This is a genomic window from Pseudobythopirellula maris (genome assembly GCF_007859945.1).
GTDB lineage: Bacteria > Planctomycetota > Planctomycetia > Pirellulales > Lacipirellulaceae > Pseudobythopirellula > Pseudobythopirellula maris.
Genome location: NZ_SJPQ01000003.1, coordinates 216194 through 235192, shown reverse-complemented (window position 1 = coordinate 235192; position 18999 = coordinate 216194). Strand labels below are relative to the sequence as shown.

The window sequence follows — 18999 nt, the reverse complement described above, 5'->3', positions numbered from 1 at the left end:
ATGAACAGCGTGGCGACCCGGCTCTCGGCGATGATGTTCCTGCAGTTCTTCACCTGGGGGGCGTGGTTCGTCACGCTGTTCCTCTGCCTTACGCAGGCGGGCCTGGGGGACTACGTCGCCACGGCCTACCAGAGCGCGCCGATCGCGGCGATCGTGGCGCCGCTCTTCTTGGGGCTCGTGGCCGACCGGCTGTTCCCCTCGCAGGTGGTGCTCGGCGTGCTGATGCTGCTCGGCGCCGGCCTGATGGCGGCCGCGGCTTGGGCCGTGCAGGCGGGCGATGGCTCGCTGGCCGTCGCGCTGCTGATCGCCCACATGCTCTGCTACATGCCGACGCTGGGCCTCGGCAATTCGATCGCGTTCGCCAACATCGATGACCCCAACCACTTCCCCGCCATCCGGGTGTGGGGAACGATCGGCTGGATCGCCGCCGGGTTGTTGGTGGGCGCCCTGGGGTGGAGCGACAGCGTGAACATCTTGTGGCTCGGCGCCGCCGCGTCGGCCGCTTTTGGCCTGTACAGCTTCACGCTGCCCCACACGCCCCCTCCCGCACGCGACAAGCCGCTCGACCTGCGGAGCCTGCTGATGCTTGACGCGTTGGGGCTGATGAAGAGCGCGCCGTTCGCGGTGTTCATCCTCTGCTCGACGCTGATCTGCATCCCGCTGGCGTACTACTATTCGTACACCTCGGGCCTGCTGGCCGACGCCGGCTTCGAGCAGCCCGCCTCGACGATGACGATCGGCCAGATGAGCGAGATCGTCTTCATGCTTCTCGTGCCGTTCTTCTTCCGCCGGCTGGGCGTGAAGTGGATGCTCCTGGTGGGGATGGCCGCCTGGGTCGCCCGCTACGTGTTGTTCGCTTACGGCGCCTCGGGCCAGGCGGCCTGGATGCTCCTGATGGGGGTCGCGTTGCACGGCGTTTGCTACGACTTTTTCTTCGTCACCGGCTTTATGTACACCGATGGCAAAGCGTCCCCCGAGGTGCGCGGCCAGGCCCAGAGCATGCTGGTCTTCTTCACCCAAGGGGTCGGCATGTTCCTTGGCTACTGGGTGGCGGGCGAACGCTTCGCCGCCACGATGACCAGCCAGGACGAGTACCACGCCACCCTCGCCGCGGCCAGCGGCGAGGCCGCCCCGACCGGTTTCTTCGAGTCGTTCGGCAGGATGCTCAGCGTCTCGCTGCCCGAGGGTCTCGACCCGCAGTTCGTGCAGCAGGCCATGGGCCAATGGCGGGAGTTCTGGCTGCTGCCGGCCGGCATGGCGGCGGTGGTGTTCGTTATCTTTCTCGCCGCATTCTACGAGAAGCCCGAGCTCACTCGGACCGCCGCCGACGCCCCGAGCACACAGCCCGCCGACGAGGGAGCGCCCGAATGATCCGCATCGGCGTCGCCGGCCTCGGCTTTATGGGCATGGTCCACTACCTCAGCTACCAGAAGCTGCCGGGCGTGAAGGTTGTGGCGATCGCCGACCGTCACCCGGAGCGCCTCGCTGGCGACTGGAAGGGCGTTCGCGGCAACTTTGGGCCGGCGGGCCAGCAGATGGACTTGGCCGGCGTCGCCACTTTCGCCACGCACGAGGAGATGATCGACCGAGCCGACCTCGACCTGATCGACATCTGCCTCCCCCCCGCGTTGCACGCCGACGCCGCCGTCCGCGCCCTCGGGGCGGGGCGGCACGTCTTCTGCGAGAAGCCGATGGCGCTCATCGTCGAGGACTGCCAGCGGATGGGCGCCGCAGCCGACGCGGCTGGCAAGCATTTGCTCATCGGCCACGTGCTGCCGTTCTTCCCGGAGTACGCCTGGGCGCTCCGAGAGATCCGCTGCGGCGGGCACGGCCGGCTCTTGGGCGCGTCGTTCAAGCGGGTGATCTCCGACCCCGCTTGGTTGGCGAACTACTGGAACCCCGCGGCCGTCGGCGGGCCGCTGCTCGACCTCCACGTCCACGACGCCCACTTCATCCGTCTGGCGATCGGCATGCCGGCCACGATCACCTCGCGCGGCTCGCATCGCCACGGCCTGCCCGAGCATTGGCAGTCGCTGATGGGGTTCGACTCGGGCGCCGTTGTCCACGCCGAGAGCGGCGTGATCGGCCAGCCCGGCAGGCCGTTCTTGCAAGGCTTCGAGATCCGGCTCGAGAGGGCCACGCTGGCGTTCGAGTTCGCGGTCGATGGCGACGGCGAGAACGCGACGGCCGGCTATCACTGCCCGCCGACGATCTACGACGCCTCGGGCGCCGCGACGCACGTCACGCTCGGCGACGGCGACCCGATGCGAGCCTTCGAGGCCGAGCTGGCGCACGCGGTCGACGTGGTCGCCCACGGCGCCGACCCGGGGCCGCTGGCCTGCGACCTGGCTGCCGACGCCCTCACGATCTGCTCCCGGCAAGCCGAGAGCCTCCAAAAGCAACAAGCGTGAACGAGCCAACTGCATCGAAAGCCGACATGCCCGAGAACGAAGCCGCTAAGACCGCCCCCAAAGCGCCCCGGCTGCTGTCGCTCGACGTGATGCGCGGCGCCACGATCTTGGCGATGATCTTGGTCAACAACCCCGGCACGTGGAGCGCCATGTACTGGCCGCTGGGACACGCCACCTGGCACGGCTGGACGCCGACCGACCTGATCTTCCCGTTCTTCTTGTACATGGTCGGCGTGGCGATGGCCTACTCGCTGCGCAAGTACGAGCATGGCGCCAAGGTCGACGCCGCCGTGTGGCTGCGCGTGGGGCGGCGGGTCGCGGCGCTGCTGGCGCTGGGGATGCTGCTCAACAGCTCGGGACGGATCTTCGGCCACCTGCTCGGCGGCGCCGACAGCTGGAATCTCGACACGCTCCGCTGGCCCGGCGTGCTGCAGAGGATCGCCCTGGCGTACCTCGGCGCGGCGGCCGTCGTGTTGCTCTGGAAAGCCAAGCTGCGCTTCGCAACCGCCGCGGCGCTCGTCGTCGGCTACGCCGCGCTCTTGCTGCTCACACCGACGGAAACGCCCTTCGAGGAGCGGCTCACGCCGGAGGGCAACATCGTGCGGGCGGTCGACCTGGCGGTCATCGGGGCCAACCACATGTACACCCGCGCCACGAGCGAGCCGACCGACCCCGAGGGGCTGCTCAGCACCCTGCCGTCGATCGCCACGGTGCTGATCGGCTTTATGGTCGGCCGCTACCTGCAACGCAGGTCGCTGTGCATGGGCGTCGCACTCAGGTTGCTGGCGGCGGGCCTTGCGCTCGCGGCGGTGGGGCAGGCGTGGCACACGCTCGACCCCGCGTTGGGCGGCATGCCGATCAACAAGAAGCTGTGGACCAGCAGTTTCGTGCTACTCACCGGCGGGCTCGGCACGGCGTGCCTTGCGCTCTGCCTGGTGGTGTTCGACCTGGTCGGGGCCAAGTCGTCGGTCGTGCGAAGCACGGCGACGGCCTTCCAGATGGTCGGCGTGAACGCGATCTTGGTGTTCGTCGGCTCGGGACTCGTCGCCCGGCTGCTGTCGATGACGCACGTCGGCGAGGCGACCACCAAGGGCTGGCTTTACCAGACACTCTTCGCCGGCCCGATCGGCGACCCCAAGCTCTCCTCGCTCTGCTTCGCGCTGGCCACGGTCGCCTTTTGGTGGCTGATCGCCTGGGGGCTATGGCGGATGAAGTGGACGCTGCGGGTGTAGCGTGATCCCCCCATCGATCAGGGCGAGGGGGGCGTTCGCACAGGAGAGTGCTTCCCTGTTGAACGCGTTCCCCCTCCCCTCATGGGGAGGGGGATCTTAGCGCGCCCTACTCGATCTCCAGCTCGCCGCCGTCGCGCGACGCCAATGCGGCCAGCACCGCCGGCTCGACGTTCTCGTTCATCAGCGCCACGCTGCCGTCGACCCTGGCGAAGTTCGCCCCGCCGGGGTGGAAGCTGCCGAACGGCAGGTTGTTGAACGACACGGTCTTGTCGTCTGGCGCAGGGACCGCCGGGCGGTCGTCGTCCTCGTGGCCTTTGTAGAAGCCAACGCCTTCGGGGTCGCTGTTGAGCGGGTAACGCTCGTCGACGTTCTTGGTCGAGCTCATGCAGGCGCCCGGCGTGGGGCCGTAGTGGTCCGGCGGCCCGGCCGACGCCTGGACGAACGAGCCGACAGCCCAGCCGCGCAGCTGGTACCAGCGCTCACCGAGCATCAGCGTCTTGCTCGTGCCGTCGATCACCTGGCTGAGCCGCGTCTTGCTGCCGGGGAAGAACACGCCGTCGAAGTTCACCACGCCGCACAGCCCCGACTCGTCGCCGACGAAGCCCTCTTCCGCGCTGCGCGACGAGGCCGACCCGGATACGCCCGCGTAGCTCGTGCCGGCGTAGGCGCCGTCGCCGTTGCGGTTGTCGATCACCTCGCTGTCACTCGGGCAAACGTAGCTCTCGATCGCCACCTCGTTCACGTTGTCGAGCTCGTACACGTTCTGCGGCTGGCGCTCCGAGTCGGTGGCGGCGTACTGCTGAACCTGCTGGTCGATCGACTTGCTCAGCGGGTCATGCTCCACGTACGGCAGCAGCGCCACGTGCAGGCTGAGGCCGTTGCGACCGGTCACCCGGTTGACCGTGGAGCCGGGGGGCAGCGCCTTGCGCGACTCCTCGTACAGCAGGGCGGCGAGAGCGTCGTTCTTCAGGTTGTTCTGGCAGCTCGAGCGGCGGGCCGCCTCGCGCGCCGCCTGCACGGCCGAGAGCAGCAGCGCCACCAACAAGCCAATGATGGCGATCACGACCAACAGTTCGACCAGCGTGAAGCCACGCGTGGGTCGGGAGACACGACGATTAAAGGCGGCGGGGACCATGCTCTCTTGCTCCGGGGGAATGGGAGTCGCCAACTTGCGACTACCGTCATGGTCAAGGCAAGGCGAGGGCGAGGCAACCGGGGGGTGCGCATGGGGATGTCGCTTTTGCGCGTGCGCCGCACCATGCGGGTGACAGCGTGTTGCCCTAATAGGGGTGGTCGATAACCAGCCGTTTTGCTGGCTTAACGTCAAACGAAACGGATACGCCTGATACGCCGTACACGGCGTGTCTCGTTGCGCGGTCGTTCGGCGTGCAGGCTGCTCGCTGCTTGGGGGCGGTGAACTGTGGGAGACCAACGTTGCAAGCGTCGTGGCGAGAAGAAGGGGAAGATTCGTGCTGATTGGGAGTAATCGTCACGGTTGGCAAGCAACTTGCAGATTAGCCTTCGACGCGCCGCGTTGGCGATCCCGTCCTAAGCAACCTCACTCACTCTTCCGAGTCGGCCATGACCCCCCCTGAAGCCGCGACGGCGATCGGCGACCCCAGTGACCGTGGGCCCAAGCCCCCCTTCGAGAAGCAGACGCAGCCCTACCCGGGCGACACCGGTGCGATGAGCCCCACGCCCGACCACGGCGAGGAGAGTTATCGCGGCTCGGGCAAACTCACCGGCGGGGCGGCGGTCATCACCGGCGGCGACAGCGGAATCGGCCGGGCGGTGGCGATTGCCTACGCCCGTGAAGGAGCAGACGTCTGCATCGCTTACCTCTCGGAAGAGGACGACGCCGAAGAGACCGCTCGACTGGTGCGCGACGCGGGCCGCCAAGCCGTGACCTTCCGCGGCGACCTGCGCGAGGAGGCCAAGTGCCGCGAGCTGATCGACTCCGCCGTCGAGCGATTCGGCCGGATGACCGTGCTGGTCAACAACGCAGCCTACCAGATGACCGAGGAAGAGCCCGACGATTTCAGCAGCGAGCTGTTCGATCGCATCCTCAAGACCAACATCTACGCCCCCTTCTACCTGTCGAAGCAGGCGCTCAAGCACCTGCCACGCGGCGGATCGATCATCAACACCGTGTCGATCCAGGCGTACTCGCCCTCGTCTTACCTGTTGCCGTACTCGGCGTCTAAGTCGGCGTTGGTGGGGCTCACCAAGGGCTTGGCCGAGGGAGCGATCGAGCAGGGGGTTCGCGTGAACGCCGTGGCGCCCGGCCCGGTCTGGACGCCGCTCATCCCCGCCACGATGCCCGAGGACAAGGTGAAGAACTTTGGCGCCAACACGGTGTTCGGACGGCCCGCCCAGCCGGCCGAGCTCGCGCCGATGTACGTGTGGCTCGCGTCGCCCGAGGCGAGCTACGTGACGGGCGAAGTCTACGGGGCCACGGGCGGCCGGTCTCCCTTTTAGAAAGGCGCGCTCGCCTCCGAAGGACGCCCGCCAACCGCATCCCTCTCATCTCGAACAGGAGAATCCGATGAAAATTATGTTCCAGCACGGCCTGGCCCCAGCCCTCGCCCTAGCCACAGGCTGCGCGCTCTTAATCTCGCTCGTCGGCTGCGCCCCTCCCGACGCGGACGCCCAGCAGGTCACCCGGTCGGCGACCGAGGAAAAATCGGCCGACCACCAACATCCGCAATCCGTGCGTATGAAGATCGGCCAGCCGATGCACGGCGTCGCCATCCTCCGAGCGACCGACGGGAACGAGGTCTCCGGCAATCTCAGCCTGCAAGACACCAGCCGCGGGCTGCGGATCACGGGGGTCGTCGCCGGCCTTACGCCCGGCGAGCACGGCTTCCACATCCACCAATACGGCGACCTGAGCGACCCCGCCGGCAAGTCGGCCGGCGGCCATTTCAACCCGTCCGGCGAAAAGCACGGCGGGCCCCACGACGACGTGCGTCACGCGGGTGACTTTGGCAATATCAAGGCCAACGACAAGGGCGAGGCGATCGTCGATGTGCTGGCGCCGCAAATGAAGCTGAGCTACGTGCTCGGCCGCTCGATCGTCGTGCACGGCGACGCCGACGACCTCAAGAGCCAACCCTCGGGCGCCGCCGGCCCCCGCGTCGCCCTGGCCGTGATCGGTTTAGCCGAGGGATCGTGATCAGCGCTAACGTGATCAACGACAACGCAATCAGCGCCACGCATCCTAGGGGCGAGTCCAATCGGCGTAGCCGGTGGCGTGAGGTTCGCGAACAACATCGTGCGCGGGAAAACCCCGATCTACGGAACCGAACTGCCGCTGGGTCTTAGTTAGGCTGTCGCGGCAGGAGCCCCGATCACCTGGGGGGATGACGCACGACACGCACACACCCGCGAAGAGACTCTTGTTACTCGAACTTCTACTCTCAATTAGGAGGCAATACGATGAATATTCCATCCACTAGCCAGCGTGTGCCGTTGCACACCAGCGAAGCGGTGAACTCGGAAATCCGTCGAGGGATCGAGAAACAGATCGCTCGCCACATCGGCGCTTCGAGAGAAGAGATCGATGAGCACTTGCACAAGCTCGATCAAGAATGGGACATCGAGAGGACTCTCGAGGCCAACGCCGCGACACTCGCTCTGACCGGCAGTGTGCTGGCGGTGATGAAGGACCGGCGATGGGCGATTCTGTCGATGGGGGTCACGGGGTTCCTGTTGCAGCACGCCGTGCAAGGCTGGTGCCCCCCGCTGCCGGTGCTGCGAAGACTGGGTTTTCGCACCATGCGTGAGATCGAGACCGAACGACAAGCTCTCAAGGTGCTACGCGGCGACTACCAAGACGTGCTCACTGAGGGGCGCTCCAACACGAGAGAGATTCTCCAGGCGGTTGGCTGAGTTTGTAACGCCGATGCTCAGAACGGAGCCTTGGGCAAGTAGTAGCTCGTGCTGCGGTCGTTTGTGCTAATCGTGTAATAAGCGAATCAGAGCCTGATCGAAGGTCTCTTTCTCGCCACCGCAGGCGCCAGACGATCACCACTCAAAGGATCACATCAACCCGGCGGGTCCTTGGGCAACTGCTCTGGGTGTGGCAGACGAGCGCCATGCCTGAAGCCGATCACAAAGACTTTCTTCGCATCGTCGTCGACGTGGTAGAGAACTAGGCTGTGATCGACGAGGCGGCAGCGTATGAGATAGTCTCGGTGGCCATCCTCGGGGGGGCGGAAGCCCGCGTGTGGAAAGGTCACTAGCGAAGCGATTTCCGCCTCAATCCGATGTAGCATGCGGAGCGCGGTCTCGGGCGCCTGCTGCTCATTGATTAGATAGAGAACGTAGCGGTCAATCTCTTCCTGAGCCTCAGGCGTCACCTCGACCCAGTAGCTCATGGATCGAGGTCGAGGCCGTGCTTATCGGCGATCTCGGCGATGGCGACGCGGAGGTCTTTTCCCTTGCCAGCGCGGGCCTGGGCCATTGCCCGGTCGCATCGCTGCAAGCTGTCTTGAAGTTGCTCTTCGGAGAGAGGCCCGCGAGGGTCATTATCGGGGTCTTGAGCGGCGATGAGATGGACGACGTAAGCGGCGATGTCGTCTTTGAAACCGGCGGCCTCCGCTTGGGAGCGGATGAACGGGTCGGCGTCGTCGGGGAGAGATATCTGCATAGGAATGCTCAAGAGGTTCATTTATGAGCGTACCATGCCCCCGAACCGGCAGTCAAATTCTGAAACGGCTGTAGCTGGGCATCTTCGGCAGGAGCCCGGCTATGGGAGGCGTCGCCGACGCCTCCCATAGCGAGCGTTGTTCCTACGCAGCAAGAGTTTGGTTCATTCGGATCAAGGCGAGTGACCTCACTCGCCAAACACGATCCCTTGGGCCAGCGGCAGCTCGGCGCCGTGGTTGATCGTGCTGGTCGTGCGGCGCATGTATTGCTTCCACGAGTCGGAGCCCGACTCGCGGCCGCCGCCGGTCTCTTTCTCGCCGCCGAACGCGCCGCCGATCTCGGCGCCGCTCGTCCCCACGTTCACGTTGGCCAGGCCGCAGTCCGAGCCGGCCGGGCCGATGAAACGCATCGCCTCGCGCATGTCGCCGGTGAAGATGGCCGACGAGAGGCCCTGCGGCACGCCGTTGTGCAGGTCGATCGCCTCGTCGAACGTCTCGTACTCCAGCAGGTAGAGCAGCGGGGCGAACGTTTCGGTGAGCACCACCTCGGTTTGGGCGGGCATGCGAACGATGGCGGGCTCGACGTAAAAGCCTCCCTCGGGCGCGCCCGACTCGAGGCGGTCGCCGCCGCAGAGGAGCTCGCCCCCCTGGTCCTTGGCCTGGGCGATGCTGTCGCGCATCTGCTTGTAAGCCGCCTCGCCCACGAGCGGGCCAACGAGCACGCCCTCCTTGGTCGGGTCGCCGATCGGCAGCGTGGCGTAGGTCTTCTTGAGACGTTCGGCCATGGCGTTGGCGATGTTCTTGTGGACGATCAGCCGCCGCAGCGAGGTGCAGCGTTGGCCGCAGGTGCCGACGGCCGAGAAGACAATCGCACGGACCGCCATCTCCATGTCCGCAGAGGGGGTGACGATCATGCCGTTGTTGCCGCCGAGCTCGAGCAGGCAGCGGCCCAAGCGGGCGCCGACCGTTTGAGCCACCTTGCGGCCCATCGGGATCGATCCGGTGGCCGAGACGAGCTTCGCGCGGGGGTCCTCGGCTAACGCCTGGCCGGCGTCGGCGGCGCCGAGCACGACCGACGAAACGTCGGCCGGCACGTCGTCCATCGAGGCGGCGGCGCGGAGCACCATCTCGTGGCACGCCAGCGAGATGAGCGGCGTTTGCTCCGAAGGCTTCCAGACGATGGGGTCGCCGCACACGAGGCCGACCATCCCGTTCCAAGCCCAAACGGCCGCCGGGAAATTGAAGGCCGAGATCACGCCGACCGGGCCCAACGGGCGCCAGTTCTCGACCAGCTCGTGCTCGGGCCGCTCGCTGGCGATCGTCAGGCCGTAGAGCTGCCGCGACAGTCCGACGGCGAAGTCGCACACGTCGACCCACTCCTGGATCTCGCCTTGGGCCTCGGCCGGGATCTTGCCCGCCTCGAGCGTGACGAGCTTGGCGAGGTCGTCGATGTTTTCACGCACCAGGTTGCCGATGCGGCGGACGAGCTCGCCGCGGCGCGGCGCCGGCACGGCGCGCCACTTGAGAAACGCCTGCTGGGCGGCTTCGAGCGCCTTGCCGACATCGTCGGGCGAGGCCGTGCCGACCTCGGCCGTCACGGCGCCGTCGATCGGCGACTTGGGCTGGATGGCGGGGCCGGCGCCGGCGGCGTAGCTGGTTCCGATCGCGAGGCCGGGGAAGCGGCCGTCGGTTTTGGCGGGGAGGACGTTGAGCGGTAGGTCCATCGAGCTTGGGTATCCTTTGTGAGCTAAATATCCCCTCCCCCGGTGGGGGAGGGGAAACAAAGGGGCTCTCGCCCCAGCGTATCAAATCGACTCGCCTCTCAGCCTCCCACCGGGGCGCGCACCTGCTGGGCGTCGGCGTAGGGCTTGGCGAACTCGGTGGCCATGTACTCGTCGAAGACCACGTCCTCCTGGCGGACGAACCCGCTGGCGGGCAGCTTGCCGGAGAAGTGCAGGTCGAGGACCGCGCACATGCTCGTGGCCGTGACGATCTGGATCGAGCTGGCGGGCTCGCCGTGGATCTCGTTGTGGTAGACCTTACGCGCGTTGGTGATCTGCTCCAACCGGCCGTCGCGCCAGCCGCTCACGGCGCAGAAGATCAGCACCACGTCTTGCGGCGTGCTGGGGACCGACTCCTCCATGATCTCCTTGAGCAGCTTCTGCCTCTGGTTGAACTTCAGGTCGTGCAGCAGGAAGTGCATCAGCTCGCGGTGGCCGGGGTAGCGGACCGACTTGTAGTCGAGCTCCTGGGCCTTGCCCTCGAGCGTGTCGCAGAGCGTGCCGAGACCGCCGGAGGTGTTGAACGCCTCGTACGTGACGCCGTCCAGAGCGAACTGCTCGAGGCCTTCGAGCGGGTGGACGGTCACCTTCTTGCCGTCGGCGAGCGCGTCGCACGGGTTGCAGTACTCGTTGATCAGGCCTTCGGTCGACCAGGTCAGGTTGTACTTGAAGCGGTTGTTGGGGAAGAGCGGCAGGGCGCCGACGCGCATCTTCACGCGGTCGAGCTTGTCGAAGTGGCGGCACATGTCGTGGGCCAGGATGCCGATGAACCCGGGCGCCAGCCCGCATTGCGGCATGAAGATCTGCCCGTCGGCCGCCTTCTCGGCCAAGTCGCGGATGGCGAGTGTGGCGGCCACGTCCTCGGTGAGGTCGAAGTAGCTCACGCCCGCCTCGAGCGACGCGCGGGCGATGCCCAGCCCGAGGTCGTACGCGCAGGCCGACACCACGGCGTCGCTGCCGGCGAGCAACGCGGCGACCGCCGGCTCGTCGGTCACGTCGACCTGGGCGGTCTCGACCGGCACGCGTTTCTTGATCGACTCGAGAGCGGTTTCCGAGAAGTCGCCCACCAGGACGTGGTAACGCCCCGAGTTGTGCAAAAGGCTCGCCAGGGCGACGCCGATCTTGCCGGCGCCGAGGATCACAATCTTTTTCTTGTCGCTCACGAAGTTTTTCCCGCGTCAGTGGATTCAAAAATCTTGTCGGCGCTAGCGGCCACAAAGCCCTGGAAGAGGTTGCCCTCGGCGTCGGGGTAACGCTTGGCGAACTCGTAGTAGCAGGTCGGCACGGCGTGCTCCTCGCCGCCGGCGAACGGCATCGTCAGCCGGTCGGCCATCGTTGAGCCTTGCTCGAGGAGCACCTCGGGCTTGCCCTTCACGCGGCCGCCCGAGTCGTTCACGCCGTAGCCGAGCTCCTCGACCACGCGGAGCACGTCTTCGACCTCGGGGTACTTCTCGAGGTAGTTCACGGCGATCGTGAAGTGGTTCGGGCGGATGCCGAGCGACGCGACCCAGGCGGCGTACTCGCTCTCCTCCTGCAGGGCCTGCCACTCGGCCCAGCTGACCGGCTCCCACAGCCGACCGCTCCACAGGACGCTCGGGTCGGACACCTTCGAGGCGTCGACCTGCTCGGCGCAGCGCCGCAGAATGGCGCCCGCCTCGTCGGACAGCTCCTCGACCAGCAGCTCGGAGAGGAACACCCGCGGCAGCTCGGGGTCGGGGTGGACGTAGCCGAAGGCCTTGAGCTTCTTGGCCGGGAAGCTGTACGGCTGGAACCGCTCGTAGCCCAGCGCGAGCACGTGCGGCTCGAGCGCGGCGAGGTTGATCGGGGCGAGGTTCAGCGTGCGGAAGGCGACGTGGTCGTTGACCACACGCTCGCCGCGGTCGACGAACGCCTTGCGGATCTTCTCCGCCTGCGGCGTCATAGCGACGTAATCGGCCCACAACTTTTCAAAGAATTCGGTGGTGTCCATTTTCTTTTTTCTTTCCAACTCCTAACGAAAGAGAGCCGTGGGAATCGTCGTCGGCCGGAGCGGCGCTCGGGCGCCGGCCGTCGGGTGCGGGGCTGTGAACGCCCGCCCCTGGGGAATTGTAGTAGCCGGCTGCCTGCCGGAAGCGTGAGACGCTCGCCGCTACGCACTGGCGCTAGAGGGGCGGCGGCTCGGTCGGGGGCGACAGCTCAATCGGGCTTCACGGGGTTTTCCAGCAGGCGGACACGCTTGGCGCCGGCGTCGACCTCCACGAGGGCGCCCTCCGGCAGCGTGGCGTTGAGCGACCACTTCTGGCCCTTCACGCCGTGACCCATCGGGAAGTCGGTGATCACTGGGTACGGGGCGTCGCCGAAGTAGTCGGCGAAGACCTCGTCGAACGATTGCGTCCTTTTCTTTTTCTCATCGGCGACCCCGTCGCCCTCCTCGTTGTCGGGCTCGCGGTACGTGAACCGGCAGAGGATCACCGCCGCCGGGGCGCGGAGTTTGCCGCCGAGCTTCAGCTGGCTGAGCATGCGGTCGACGCGGTAAGGCGCCTCGCTGACGTCCTCGAGGAACAGCACGCGGCCGTCGGTGTCGATCTCGTAGGGCGTGCCCATCAGCGAGGCGACGAGCGTGAGGTTGCCGCCGATCAATGGCCCCGTGGCGACGCCCGGCCGCAGGGTGCGGGGCGAGGGGGCGTCGGCCGGCAGCTCGTACTCGAACCCCTCCGCGCCGCCGTCCTCGGCAGAGACGTTCTCCGCGGCCAGCAGGCTGCGCCAGAAGTAACGCTCCGAGAACGGGTGCAGCCCGTCCTTCGAGCCGAGGCCGTACTGCGGCGTCGGCGTGTGGAAGGTGATGAAGTTGCACTTCGCGGCGATCGCCAGGTGCAGGGCCGTCACGTCGCTGAAGCCGATGAACACCTTGGGGTTGGCGGCCACGACGTCCCAGTCGACCAGGTCGAGCATCCGCGTGGCGCCGTAGCCGCCCGTGCCGGGGAAGACCGCGTCGACCTCGGGGTCGGCGAACGCCGAGGTCAGCTCGTCGGCGCGACGCTGGTCGTCGCCCGCCAGGTAGCCCCGCCGGCGGAACAGGTCGTCCGGCGTGCGGACGTCGTAGCCGAGCGCGGTGAGGCGCTCGGCGGCGAGCGTCATCCGCTCCTCGTTGAGCGGGCCGCAGGGGGCGACCAACGCGATCGTGTCGCCCGGCTTCAGGCCCTTGGGCTTGGTGGGCGGCTCGGCGCGTGCGGCGCTGGTTGCGACTAGGCAGATGAGCAACACGAACGAAGTGCGTCGCGGCATGGAAGATAGAAAACTCATTCGTCGCCCTCGCTCTCGGCCAAACGGGCCGCGGTCTGTTCGGTCTTGCGGAACACACGCATCAGGTTGCCGCCGAGCACTTGTTGGATGTCGGCGTCGCTGTAGCCGCGGTCGATGAGGCCTTGCGTGATCAGCGGGTAGCAGTCGGCGCCCTCGAGCTGGTCGGGCAGCACGCTCACGCCGTCGAAGTCCGAGCCGAGGCCGACGTGGTCGACGCCGGCGACTTTGATCACGTGCTCGATGTGGTCGAGAACGTGGTGGATCGTGCCGTTCGGGTAGGGGTGCTGGTCGTTCCATTTTCTCACAGCGCTGTCGATCGCCTGCTGGTCGTCGCCGTGCTTGGCCTCCATCTCGAGCTCGTACTCGAGCCGCCGCGCGTTGATCTGGGAGGCCTCGGGGACGACGAACGCCGAGAAGAAGTTGATCATCACCACGCCGTCCTTCTCGGGCAGCAGGGCGAGCACCTCGTCGGGCACGTTGCGGGGGTGCTCGGCGATCGCCCGGCACGAGGAGTGCGAGAAGATGACCGGCGCCTCGGAGAGCGCGATCGCTTGCTTCATCACGTTGATGGAAACGTGCGAGATGTCGACCATCATGCCGAGCCGGTTCATCTCGCGGACGACCTCCTCGCCGAATGCGTTCAGCCCGCCGCTCACCGGGTCGTCGGTGCCCGAGTCGGCCCAGCTGAGCGAGCGGCTGTGGGTGAGCGTCATGTAGCGGGCGCCGAAGCCGTACAGGCGGCGGAGCACGGCGAGCGAGTCCTCAATGCAGTGCCCCCCCTCCACGCCGATCAGCGAGGCGATCTTGCCCGAGGCGTGGATCCGCTCGATGTCGTCGGTGGTGAGCGCCAACTCGAAGTCGTTGGGGTAACGCGCGAGCATCAGCTTCACGAGCTCGATCTGCTCGAGCGTGGTCTGCAGCGCGGCGCCGCGCTTGGCGGTGTCGACCGGCACCCACACGCTCCAGAACTGGGCCCCCATGCCCCCCTCGTGCAGGCGGGGGATGTCGGTCTGCAGCCCCGGCTGCGGCAGCGCGATGTCGAGCTTCGTGAAATCGGCCGAACCCTTCTTGCGGAGCTCCCACGGCAGGTCGTTGTGCCCGTCGATCAGCAGCGACGAGCGGTGCAGCTCGCGGGCGTGGTCGGTGAGCACGATCGGCTCGCCGTCGCCACCGCCGTCGGCGGCGAGCGCGCTGCCGGCGCCGGAAGCAAGAAGTCCGATTGTCAGCATGACGGCTGCGAGTCGCATGGCTTCACTCCGCTCCTTGCTGAGACGACGCCCCGAGCTGCGACCAGGCCCAGCGGTACAGGTTGCGCGAGTCGACGTAGCGCGAGGCGGTCGAGGCCGAGCCGAGCGTGACGACAAACAGCCGCCGCCCGTCGCGCTCGCCGGTCGAGACCAGGCAGGCGCCCGCCGGCGTGGTCGTGCCGGTCTTCAGCCCGTCGAAGCCCTCGAACCCGAGCAGCCGGTTCGAGTTCTTCCAGATGACGTTGCGCTGGTAGCCGTCGACCGAAGAGAGCGTGCAGCCGTGCACCCGCGTGCCGACGACTTTGCGCATCAACGGGTACGACCAGGCTTCCTTGGCGATCAACAGCATGTCGGCCGCAGTGGTCACGTGGCCGTCGTCCGTCAGGCCGTGGGTGTTCTTGTAGCCGGTGTCCTTCATGCCGAGCTCGGCCGCCTTGGCGTTCATCGCCGCGACGAACTTGTCGTAGGCCGGCGCCTCGGGGTCGAAGCCCTCGGGGGCGAGCCGATCGCCCAGGTGCTCGGCGATCGCGACCGAGGCGTCGTTGCCCGAGGGGAGCATCAGCCCGTAGAGCGTTTCACGCAGCGAGAGCTGCTCGCCCGCGCGGACCGCCGAGGTCGAGCCCGACGTCTCGTCCGCCCGTTTGCTGTAAGTGACCACCTCGTCCAGCACCGCGGGGTTCTCCTCGGCGTAAGCGACCACCAGCAGGGCGGGCATCAGCTTGGTGATGCTCGCCGGGTCGCGCACCACGTTCTCGTCCTTGCCCCACAAGAACTCGCCCGTGTCGGCGTCGGCGATGGCGTACGCCGCACAGGTCACCAGCGGCGGGCCGTCGAGCGGGTCGGCCGGCTTGCGTTCTTCGACCGTGCTGTTGACCACCTCGGGCGCCGGGGCGGGGTCGTCTTCGGTCAGCAGCGGGCCGAGCGCCCGCCAGGTGGCGGCGTCGACGCGGCCGTCGGACTCGAGCCCGTTCTCGGCCTGGAACCGCTTGACCGCTTTCTCGGTGTTCGGCCCGAAGTCGCCGTCGACCCCGATCAGCGGGCTGGGGTCCATGCTGGCGTTGAGCGTCCGCTGCAGCGACTCGACGAGCAGGCCGTCGGCGCCGATCGACAGCACCCGCGCCGTGATCGCCACCGGCTTGTCGTCGGGGTTGTTGAAGTGCTGGTAGACGACCCGACCGAACTCGCCGGCCAGCAGCTCCGCCTCGTTCTCATCGCCCCAGCTGCGGTCCTCGTTGTCGGTGGTGAAGATCGCCAGCGCGATCGGGCCGGCCGGAGTTTCCATCAAGCCGGCGTCGCAGCGGCTGGCCGAGACCGAGCCGCCCTTGTGCGCCACGCGCGTCTCTTCGGGCAGGTAGCGGCAGAGCTTGCCGCGGTCTTGGCACGCGAACAGCCGCTCGAGCATCGCGTCGCTCGCCGCGGGCGAGACCAGCTCGCGGGCGTGCAGCATCTCGACCAGGCTGAGGATCTCCGCCGCCGTCGTGCTGCCGAGGCCGTAGGCGCGGCTCCCCTCGGGGTTGATCGAGGTGTCGCGGCGGAAGACCTTGGCGTTGAGCTTCGTGTTGTGGAGGCCGAGGCCTTCCATCAACTCGGTCGTGGCGCCGAGGCCGACCTGATCGATCACCAGGTTCGTGGCCGTGTTGTCCGAGAAGGCGATCATCAGCTGGATGGCGTCGGCCAGCGTGATCTCGGCGCCGGCGCCGATGTGCGGCGTCAGCACGCCGGACCCGGGGACCTTGTCCTCTTCACGGAGCGTGATCTTGTGGTCGAGGGCAGTTTCGCCGCGGTCGATCGCCTCGTAGGCGGCGACCATGAGCGGCAGCTTGATGAGGCTGGCCGTCGGCATCGGGCGGTCGGCCTCGTGCGTGAACGACTCGCCGGTGCCGAGGTGCTTAACGGCCGCCGTGACCACGCCGCGGTGCCCCTCGAGCAGCGGGCGGAGGATCTTTTCGAGGTCGCTCTTCGGGTTCTCTTGGTCGGCGGAATCGGCGGCTTGGGCGTCGCCGCCGGCCGGCTCGCCCCGGGCGGGCGACACGGCTGCTGCCGCCGAGATCAACAGCACCGTCAGGAGGGTGCGCGCGGTGAGTGGCGTCATGGGGAAGGCTCTCTGCGGGGCTAGGAAACGGGCTCTTGAGCCGTCAGCGGGCCGTCGATCAACGCGACTCCCAGCCCGGGGCTCGTGGGGAACACGCAGCGGCCCTTGTCGAGCCGCGCCCCCGTGGCGATGTCTTTGGAGATCAACTCGGCGCCGTCCATGTCGACGTGGTCCAAGAGCGGCAGCAGCTGGGCGATCGCCGAGATGCCGACGGTCGACTCGGTCATGCAGCCGGCCATCACGCTCAGGCCGAGCCGGCGGGCCGTGGTGATCATCCGCCGCGCCGGCGCCAGGCCGCCGCACTTCACCAGCTTGATGTTCACGCCGTGGAACAAGCCCTCGCACCGCTCCACGTCGCTCTCGACCACGCAGCTCTCGTCGGCGATCACCGGCAGGGCAGACTCGGCGAAGAGCCGCGCGGCGCCGTCGACGTCGTCGGCGGGCAGCGGCTGCTCGATGAACTCCACGCCGTGGTCGCGCAGGGCGTGCGACAGCTCGATCGCTTGGCTGACGGTCCACCCGCAGTTGGCGTCGACACGGAACACGGCGTCGGTCTCCTCGCGGAGCGCGCGGATGATCGCCAGGTCGTCGTGCGGCGTGCCGAGCTTGATCTTGTAGATCGGCCAGCCGGGCGCCTCGCGGATCTTGTCGACCATGACCGACACCTTGTCGATGCCGATCGTGAAGTCGGAGAGCGGGGCGTCCTCGGTCGAAAGCCCCCAGAGCCGGTGCAGCGGTTCGCCGGCGAGCTTGCCCCACAAGTCGTGCACAGCGCAGTCGAGCGCGCACAACGCGAACGGCATGTCGGCCAAACGGGCGGCCGCCTCGGCCAGCAGCGACTCGGGGTCGCGCGCCGTCGAATCGGCCAGCAGCGGCCGCACGCGGTCGAGCGCCTCGGTCATGTTCTCCAGCGTCACGCCGTAGTAGTCGTTGGTTGTCGCCTCGCCGTAGCCGTAGGCGCCCTCTTCGCCGAGCTGCACGACCAGCGTCGGCTGCACCGAGGTCGAAGAGCGCGCGATCGTAAATTCGTGCTTGAGCGGCAGGTCGAAGGATTGGCAGCTGAGCTCGATCACTCGGTCGTTCTCTTATCGGGTGGCGTGTGGAGGGTTACGCCTGTGTCGTAAAATCTCTGCCGTTCGGATCGGACCCACGCAGGGCGGGGCGGTCGTTACCCCGTTGCGGTCGCCGTGGCCGCCGCCGGAATCACCTCGCCGCGCAGCCGCTCGATCGCGTCGACCAGGTCGTCGCAGCCGTGGCGGATGGGGTCGGCCACCGGCAGGCCCAAACGCTCGCTGACCCGCTCGCGCTCGGCCTGGGCCTCGTCGTCCGTGAAGCGGCGGCTGTTCATCGCCACCGCGACCACGCGTGACGGCATCGCCAGGCCGGCGAACCGCTCGTACGCCTCGATCGTGTCTTCGAGCGAAGGGACTTGCAGCGGGGACATGCCCATCACGGTGTCGCGGCCCATCTCGTACACGAGCACCATGCCGTGCGGCATCGCCCCGTGCACCAGGCCGGACGACACGCAGGAGTAGCGTGGGTGGGTGATGGTAGCCTGCCCCTCGATGATCAGCGTGTCGTGGTGCTGGTTGCCGAGCACGAGCTTCTCGACCGCGCCGTTGAGGAAGTCGGAGACCACGCAGTCGATCGGCACGCCGTCGCCCTCGACCATGATGCCGGTCTGGCCGGTGGCGACGAACTTCGCGTCGGCGCCGCGGCGTTTCATGGCGTTGGTGATCTCCAGCGCGGTGAGCATCTTGCCGACCGAGCAGTCGTTGCCGATTGTTAGCACCCGCAGGCAATCCTCACGGACGCCCTGACGCGAGGCGACGTCGCGTTCGTTGTTCTTGCGGACGTCGTGGATCTCGACGCCGTGCTTCTTGGCGGCCTCGGCCAGCTCGGGGTCGTCGCCCAAGAAGTCGTGCAGGCCCGAGACGATCTTCATGCCGCGCGCGATCGCGTCGAGCAAGATCGGCTTCCACTCGGCGGGCGCCCGGCCGCCGGGAGGGGCGATGCCCACCAGCAGCGTGTCGGCGCCCTCGGCCTGGGCCAGGTCGCCGATGATCGGCGTGTCGCCGCCGACGCCGAGCAACTCGCCCGCCGTCTTGCCCGCCTGCTCGCGATCGAAGACCGCCACGGCCTCGTCGCCACGGTAGCGGAGGATGCAGGTGGCGGTCTTGGCCGGCACCGGTTCGGTGTGGCCCTCGGTCAGGATAACGATCCGTCGCTTCGATACGGGCGTGCTGTTTTGGCTCATCGCGTTGGGCTTCGATCTGTCTGTGACCAATGGTCGGCTAAATCGGAT

At 67.5% G+C, this 18999-nt stretch carries 17 protein-coding genes; 6 read left to right on the top strand and 11 right to left on the bottom strand.

The window, feature by feature from the left end; all coding sequences use genetic code 11:
- Genes Mal64_RS13800 through Mal64_RS13790 form a run of 3 tightly spaced genes read left to right on the top strand, consistent with a single transcriptional unit; the run spans position 1 to position 3643 of the window.
- Entirely contained in the window at positions 1 to 1371 is a 1371-nt protein-coding gene (locus Mal64_RS13800) for an MFS transporter (protein ID WP_146401231.1), read from the top strand.
- Positions 1368 to 2411, top strand: a complete 1044-nt coding sequence (locus tag Mal64_RS13795) for a Gfo/Idh/MocA family protein (protein WP_146401229.1) — start codon at positions 1368 to 1370, stop codon at positions 2409 to 2411. Before Mal64_RS13800 ends, Mal64_RS13795 begins: the two co-directional genes overlap by 4 nt.
- 26 nt (positions 2412 to 2437) lie before the next feature.
- The gene (locus tag Mal64_RS13790) at positions 2438 to 3643 is read left to right on the top strand and encodes an acyltransferase family protein (protein ID WP_146401226.1); all 1206 of its coding nucleotides are present in this window, start codon (positions 2438 to 2440) and stop codon (positions 3641 to 3643) included.
- Between the two features lie 106 nt (positions 3644 to 3749).
- Here Mal64_RS13790 and Mal64_RS13785 read toward each other — a convergent pair whose 3' ends face one another.
- Positions 3750 to 4778 carry a DUF1559 domain-containing protein gene (locus Mal64_RS13785; RefSeq protein WP_197525761.1) on the bottom strand — a complete coding sequence of 343 codons (1029 nt, stop codon included), beginning with the start codon at positions 4776 to 4778 and terminating at the stop codon, positions 3750 to 3752.
- 446 nt (positions 4779 to 5224) lie between these two features.
- Between Mal64_RS13785 and Mal64_RS13780 the strand changes: the two genes are divergently transcribed.
- The 3 genes from Mal64_RS13780 to Mal64_RS13770 all read left to right on the top strand — a co-directional run bounded on the left by Mal64_RS13780 (position 5225) and on the right by Mal64_RS13770 (position 7534).
- The gene (locus Mal64_RS13780; protein WP_146401221.1) at positions 5225 to 6121 is read left to right on the top strand and encodes an SDR family oxidoreductase; all 897 of its coding nucleotides are present in this window, start codon (positions 5225 to 5227) and stop codon (positions 6119 to 6121) included.
- 67 nt (positions 6122 to 6188) lie between these two features.
- Positions 6189 to 6818 (top strand): superoxide dismutase family protein, encoded by a 630-nt coding sequence (locus Mal64_RS13775; protein WP_231993745.1) that lies wholly within the window; start codon positions 6189 to 6191, stop codon positions 6816 to 6818.
- 263 nt (positions 6819 to 7081) lie between these two features.
- Positions 7082 to 7534 carry a hypothetical protein gene (locus tag Mal64_RS13770; RefSeq protein ID WP_197525760.1) on the top strand — a complete coding sequence of 151 codons (453 nt, stop codon included), beginning with the start codon at positions 7082 to 7084 and terminating at the stop codon, positions 7532 to 7534.
- Positions 7535 to 7689: 155 nt separating this feature from the next.
- On the opposite strand, the gene Mal64_RS13765 is transcribed toward Mal64_RS13770, so the two are convergent.
- The 10 genes from Mal64_RS13765 to Mal64_RS13720 all read right to left on the bottom strand — a co-directional run bounded on the left by Mal64_RS13765 (position 7690) and on the right by Mal64_RS13720 (position 18951).
- On the bottom strand, positions 7690 to 8022 hold the full coding sequence (locus tag Mal64_RS13765) for a type II toxin-antitoxin system RelE/ParE family toxin (RefSeq protein WP_146401219.1): 333 nt from the start codon (positions 8020 to 8022) through the stop codon (positions 7690 to 7692).
- The gene (locus tag Mal64_RS13760) at positions 8019 to 8294 is read right to left on the bottom strand and encodes a hypothetical protein (protein WP_146401217.1); all 276 of its coding nucleotides are present in this window, start codon (positions 8292 to 8294) and stop codon (positions 8019 to 8021) included. The genes Mal64_RS13765 and Mal64_RS13760 overlap by 4 nt, the downstream gene beginning before the upstream one ends.
- Positions 8295 to 8480: 186 nt before the next feature.
- Complete coding sequence (gene amaB / locus Mal64_RS13755) at positions 8481 to 10016, bottom strand: L-piperidine-6-carboxylate dehydrogenase (protein ID WP_146401215.1); 1536 nt, start codon at positions 10014 to 10016, stop codon at positions 8481 to 8483.
- Positions 10017 to 10114: 98 nt separating this feature from the next.
- The gene (locus Mal64_RS13750; protein ID WP_146401213.1) at positions 10115 to 11236 is read right to left on the bottom strand and encodes a saccharopine dehydrogenase family protein; all 1122 of its coding nucleotides are present in this window, start codon (positions 11234 to 11236) and stop codon (positions 10115 to 10117) included.
- On the bottom strand, positions 11233 to 12042 hold the full coding sequence (locus Mal64_RS13745) for a DUF1338 domain-containing protein (RefSeq protein ID WP_146401211.1): 810 nt from the start codon (positions 12040 to 12042) through the stop codon (positions 11233 to 11235). Before Mal64_RS13745 ends, Mal64_RS13750 begins: the two co-directional genes overlap by 4 nt.
- Positions 12043 to 12248: 206 nt before the next feature.
- Positions 12249 to 13337 (bottom strand): S66 peptidase family protein, encoded by a 1089-nt coding sequence (locus Mal64_RS13740; protein WP_197525759.1) that lies wholly within the window; start codon positions 13335 to 13337, stop codon positions 12249 to 12251.
- 14 nt (positions 13338 to 13351) lie between these two features.
- A complete protein-coding gene (locus tag Mal64_RS13735; RefSeq protein WP_197525758.1) occupies positions 13352 to 14602 on the bottom strand; it encodes a dipeptidase in 1251 nt (416 codons plus the stop codon).
- Between the two features lie 4 nt (positions 14603 to 14606).
- Positions 14607 to 16694, bottom strand: a complete 2088-nt coding sequence (locus Mal64_RS13730; protein ID WP_146401207.1) for a serine hydrolase — start codon at positions 16692 to 16694, stop codon at positions 14607 to 14609.
- A 20-nt stretch (positions 16695 to 16714) separates the two neighbouring features.
- Positions 16715 to 17767: a dipeptide epimerase gene (locus Mal64_RS13725; RefSeq protein WP_231993743.1), complete on the bottom strand. Its 1053-nt coding sequence runs from the start codon at positions 17765 to 17767 to the stop codon at positions 16715 to 16717.
- Between the two features lie 95 nt (positions 17768 to 17862).
- Positions 17863 to 18951, bottom strand: coding sequence for a DUF1611 domain-containing protein (locus tag Mal64_RS13720; RefSeq protein WP_146401204.1), 1089 nt, complete (start codon positions 18949 to 18951; stop codon positions 17863 to 17865).
- Positions 18952 to 18999: the final 48 nt, after the last annotated feature.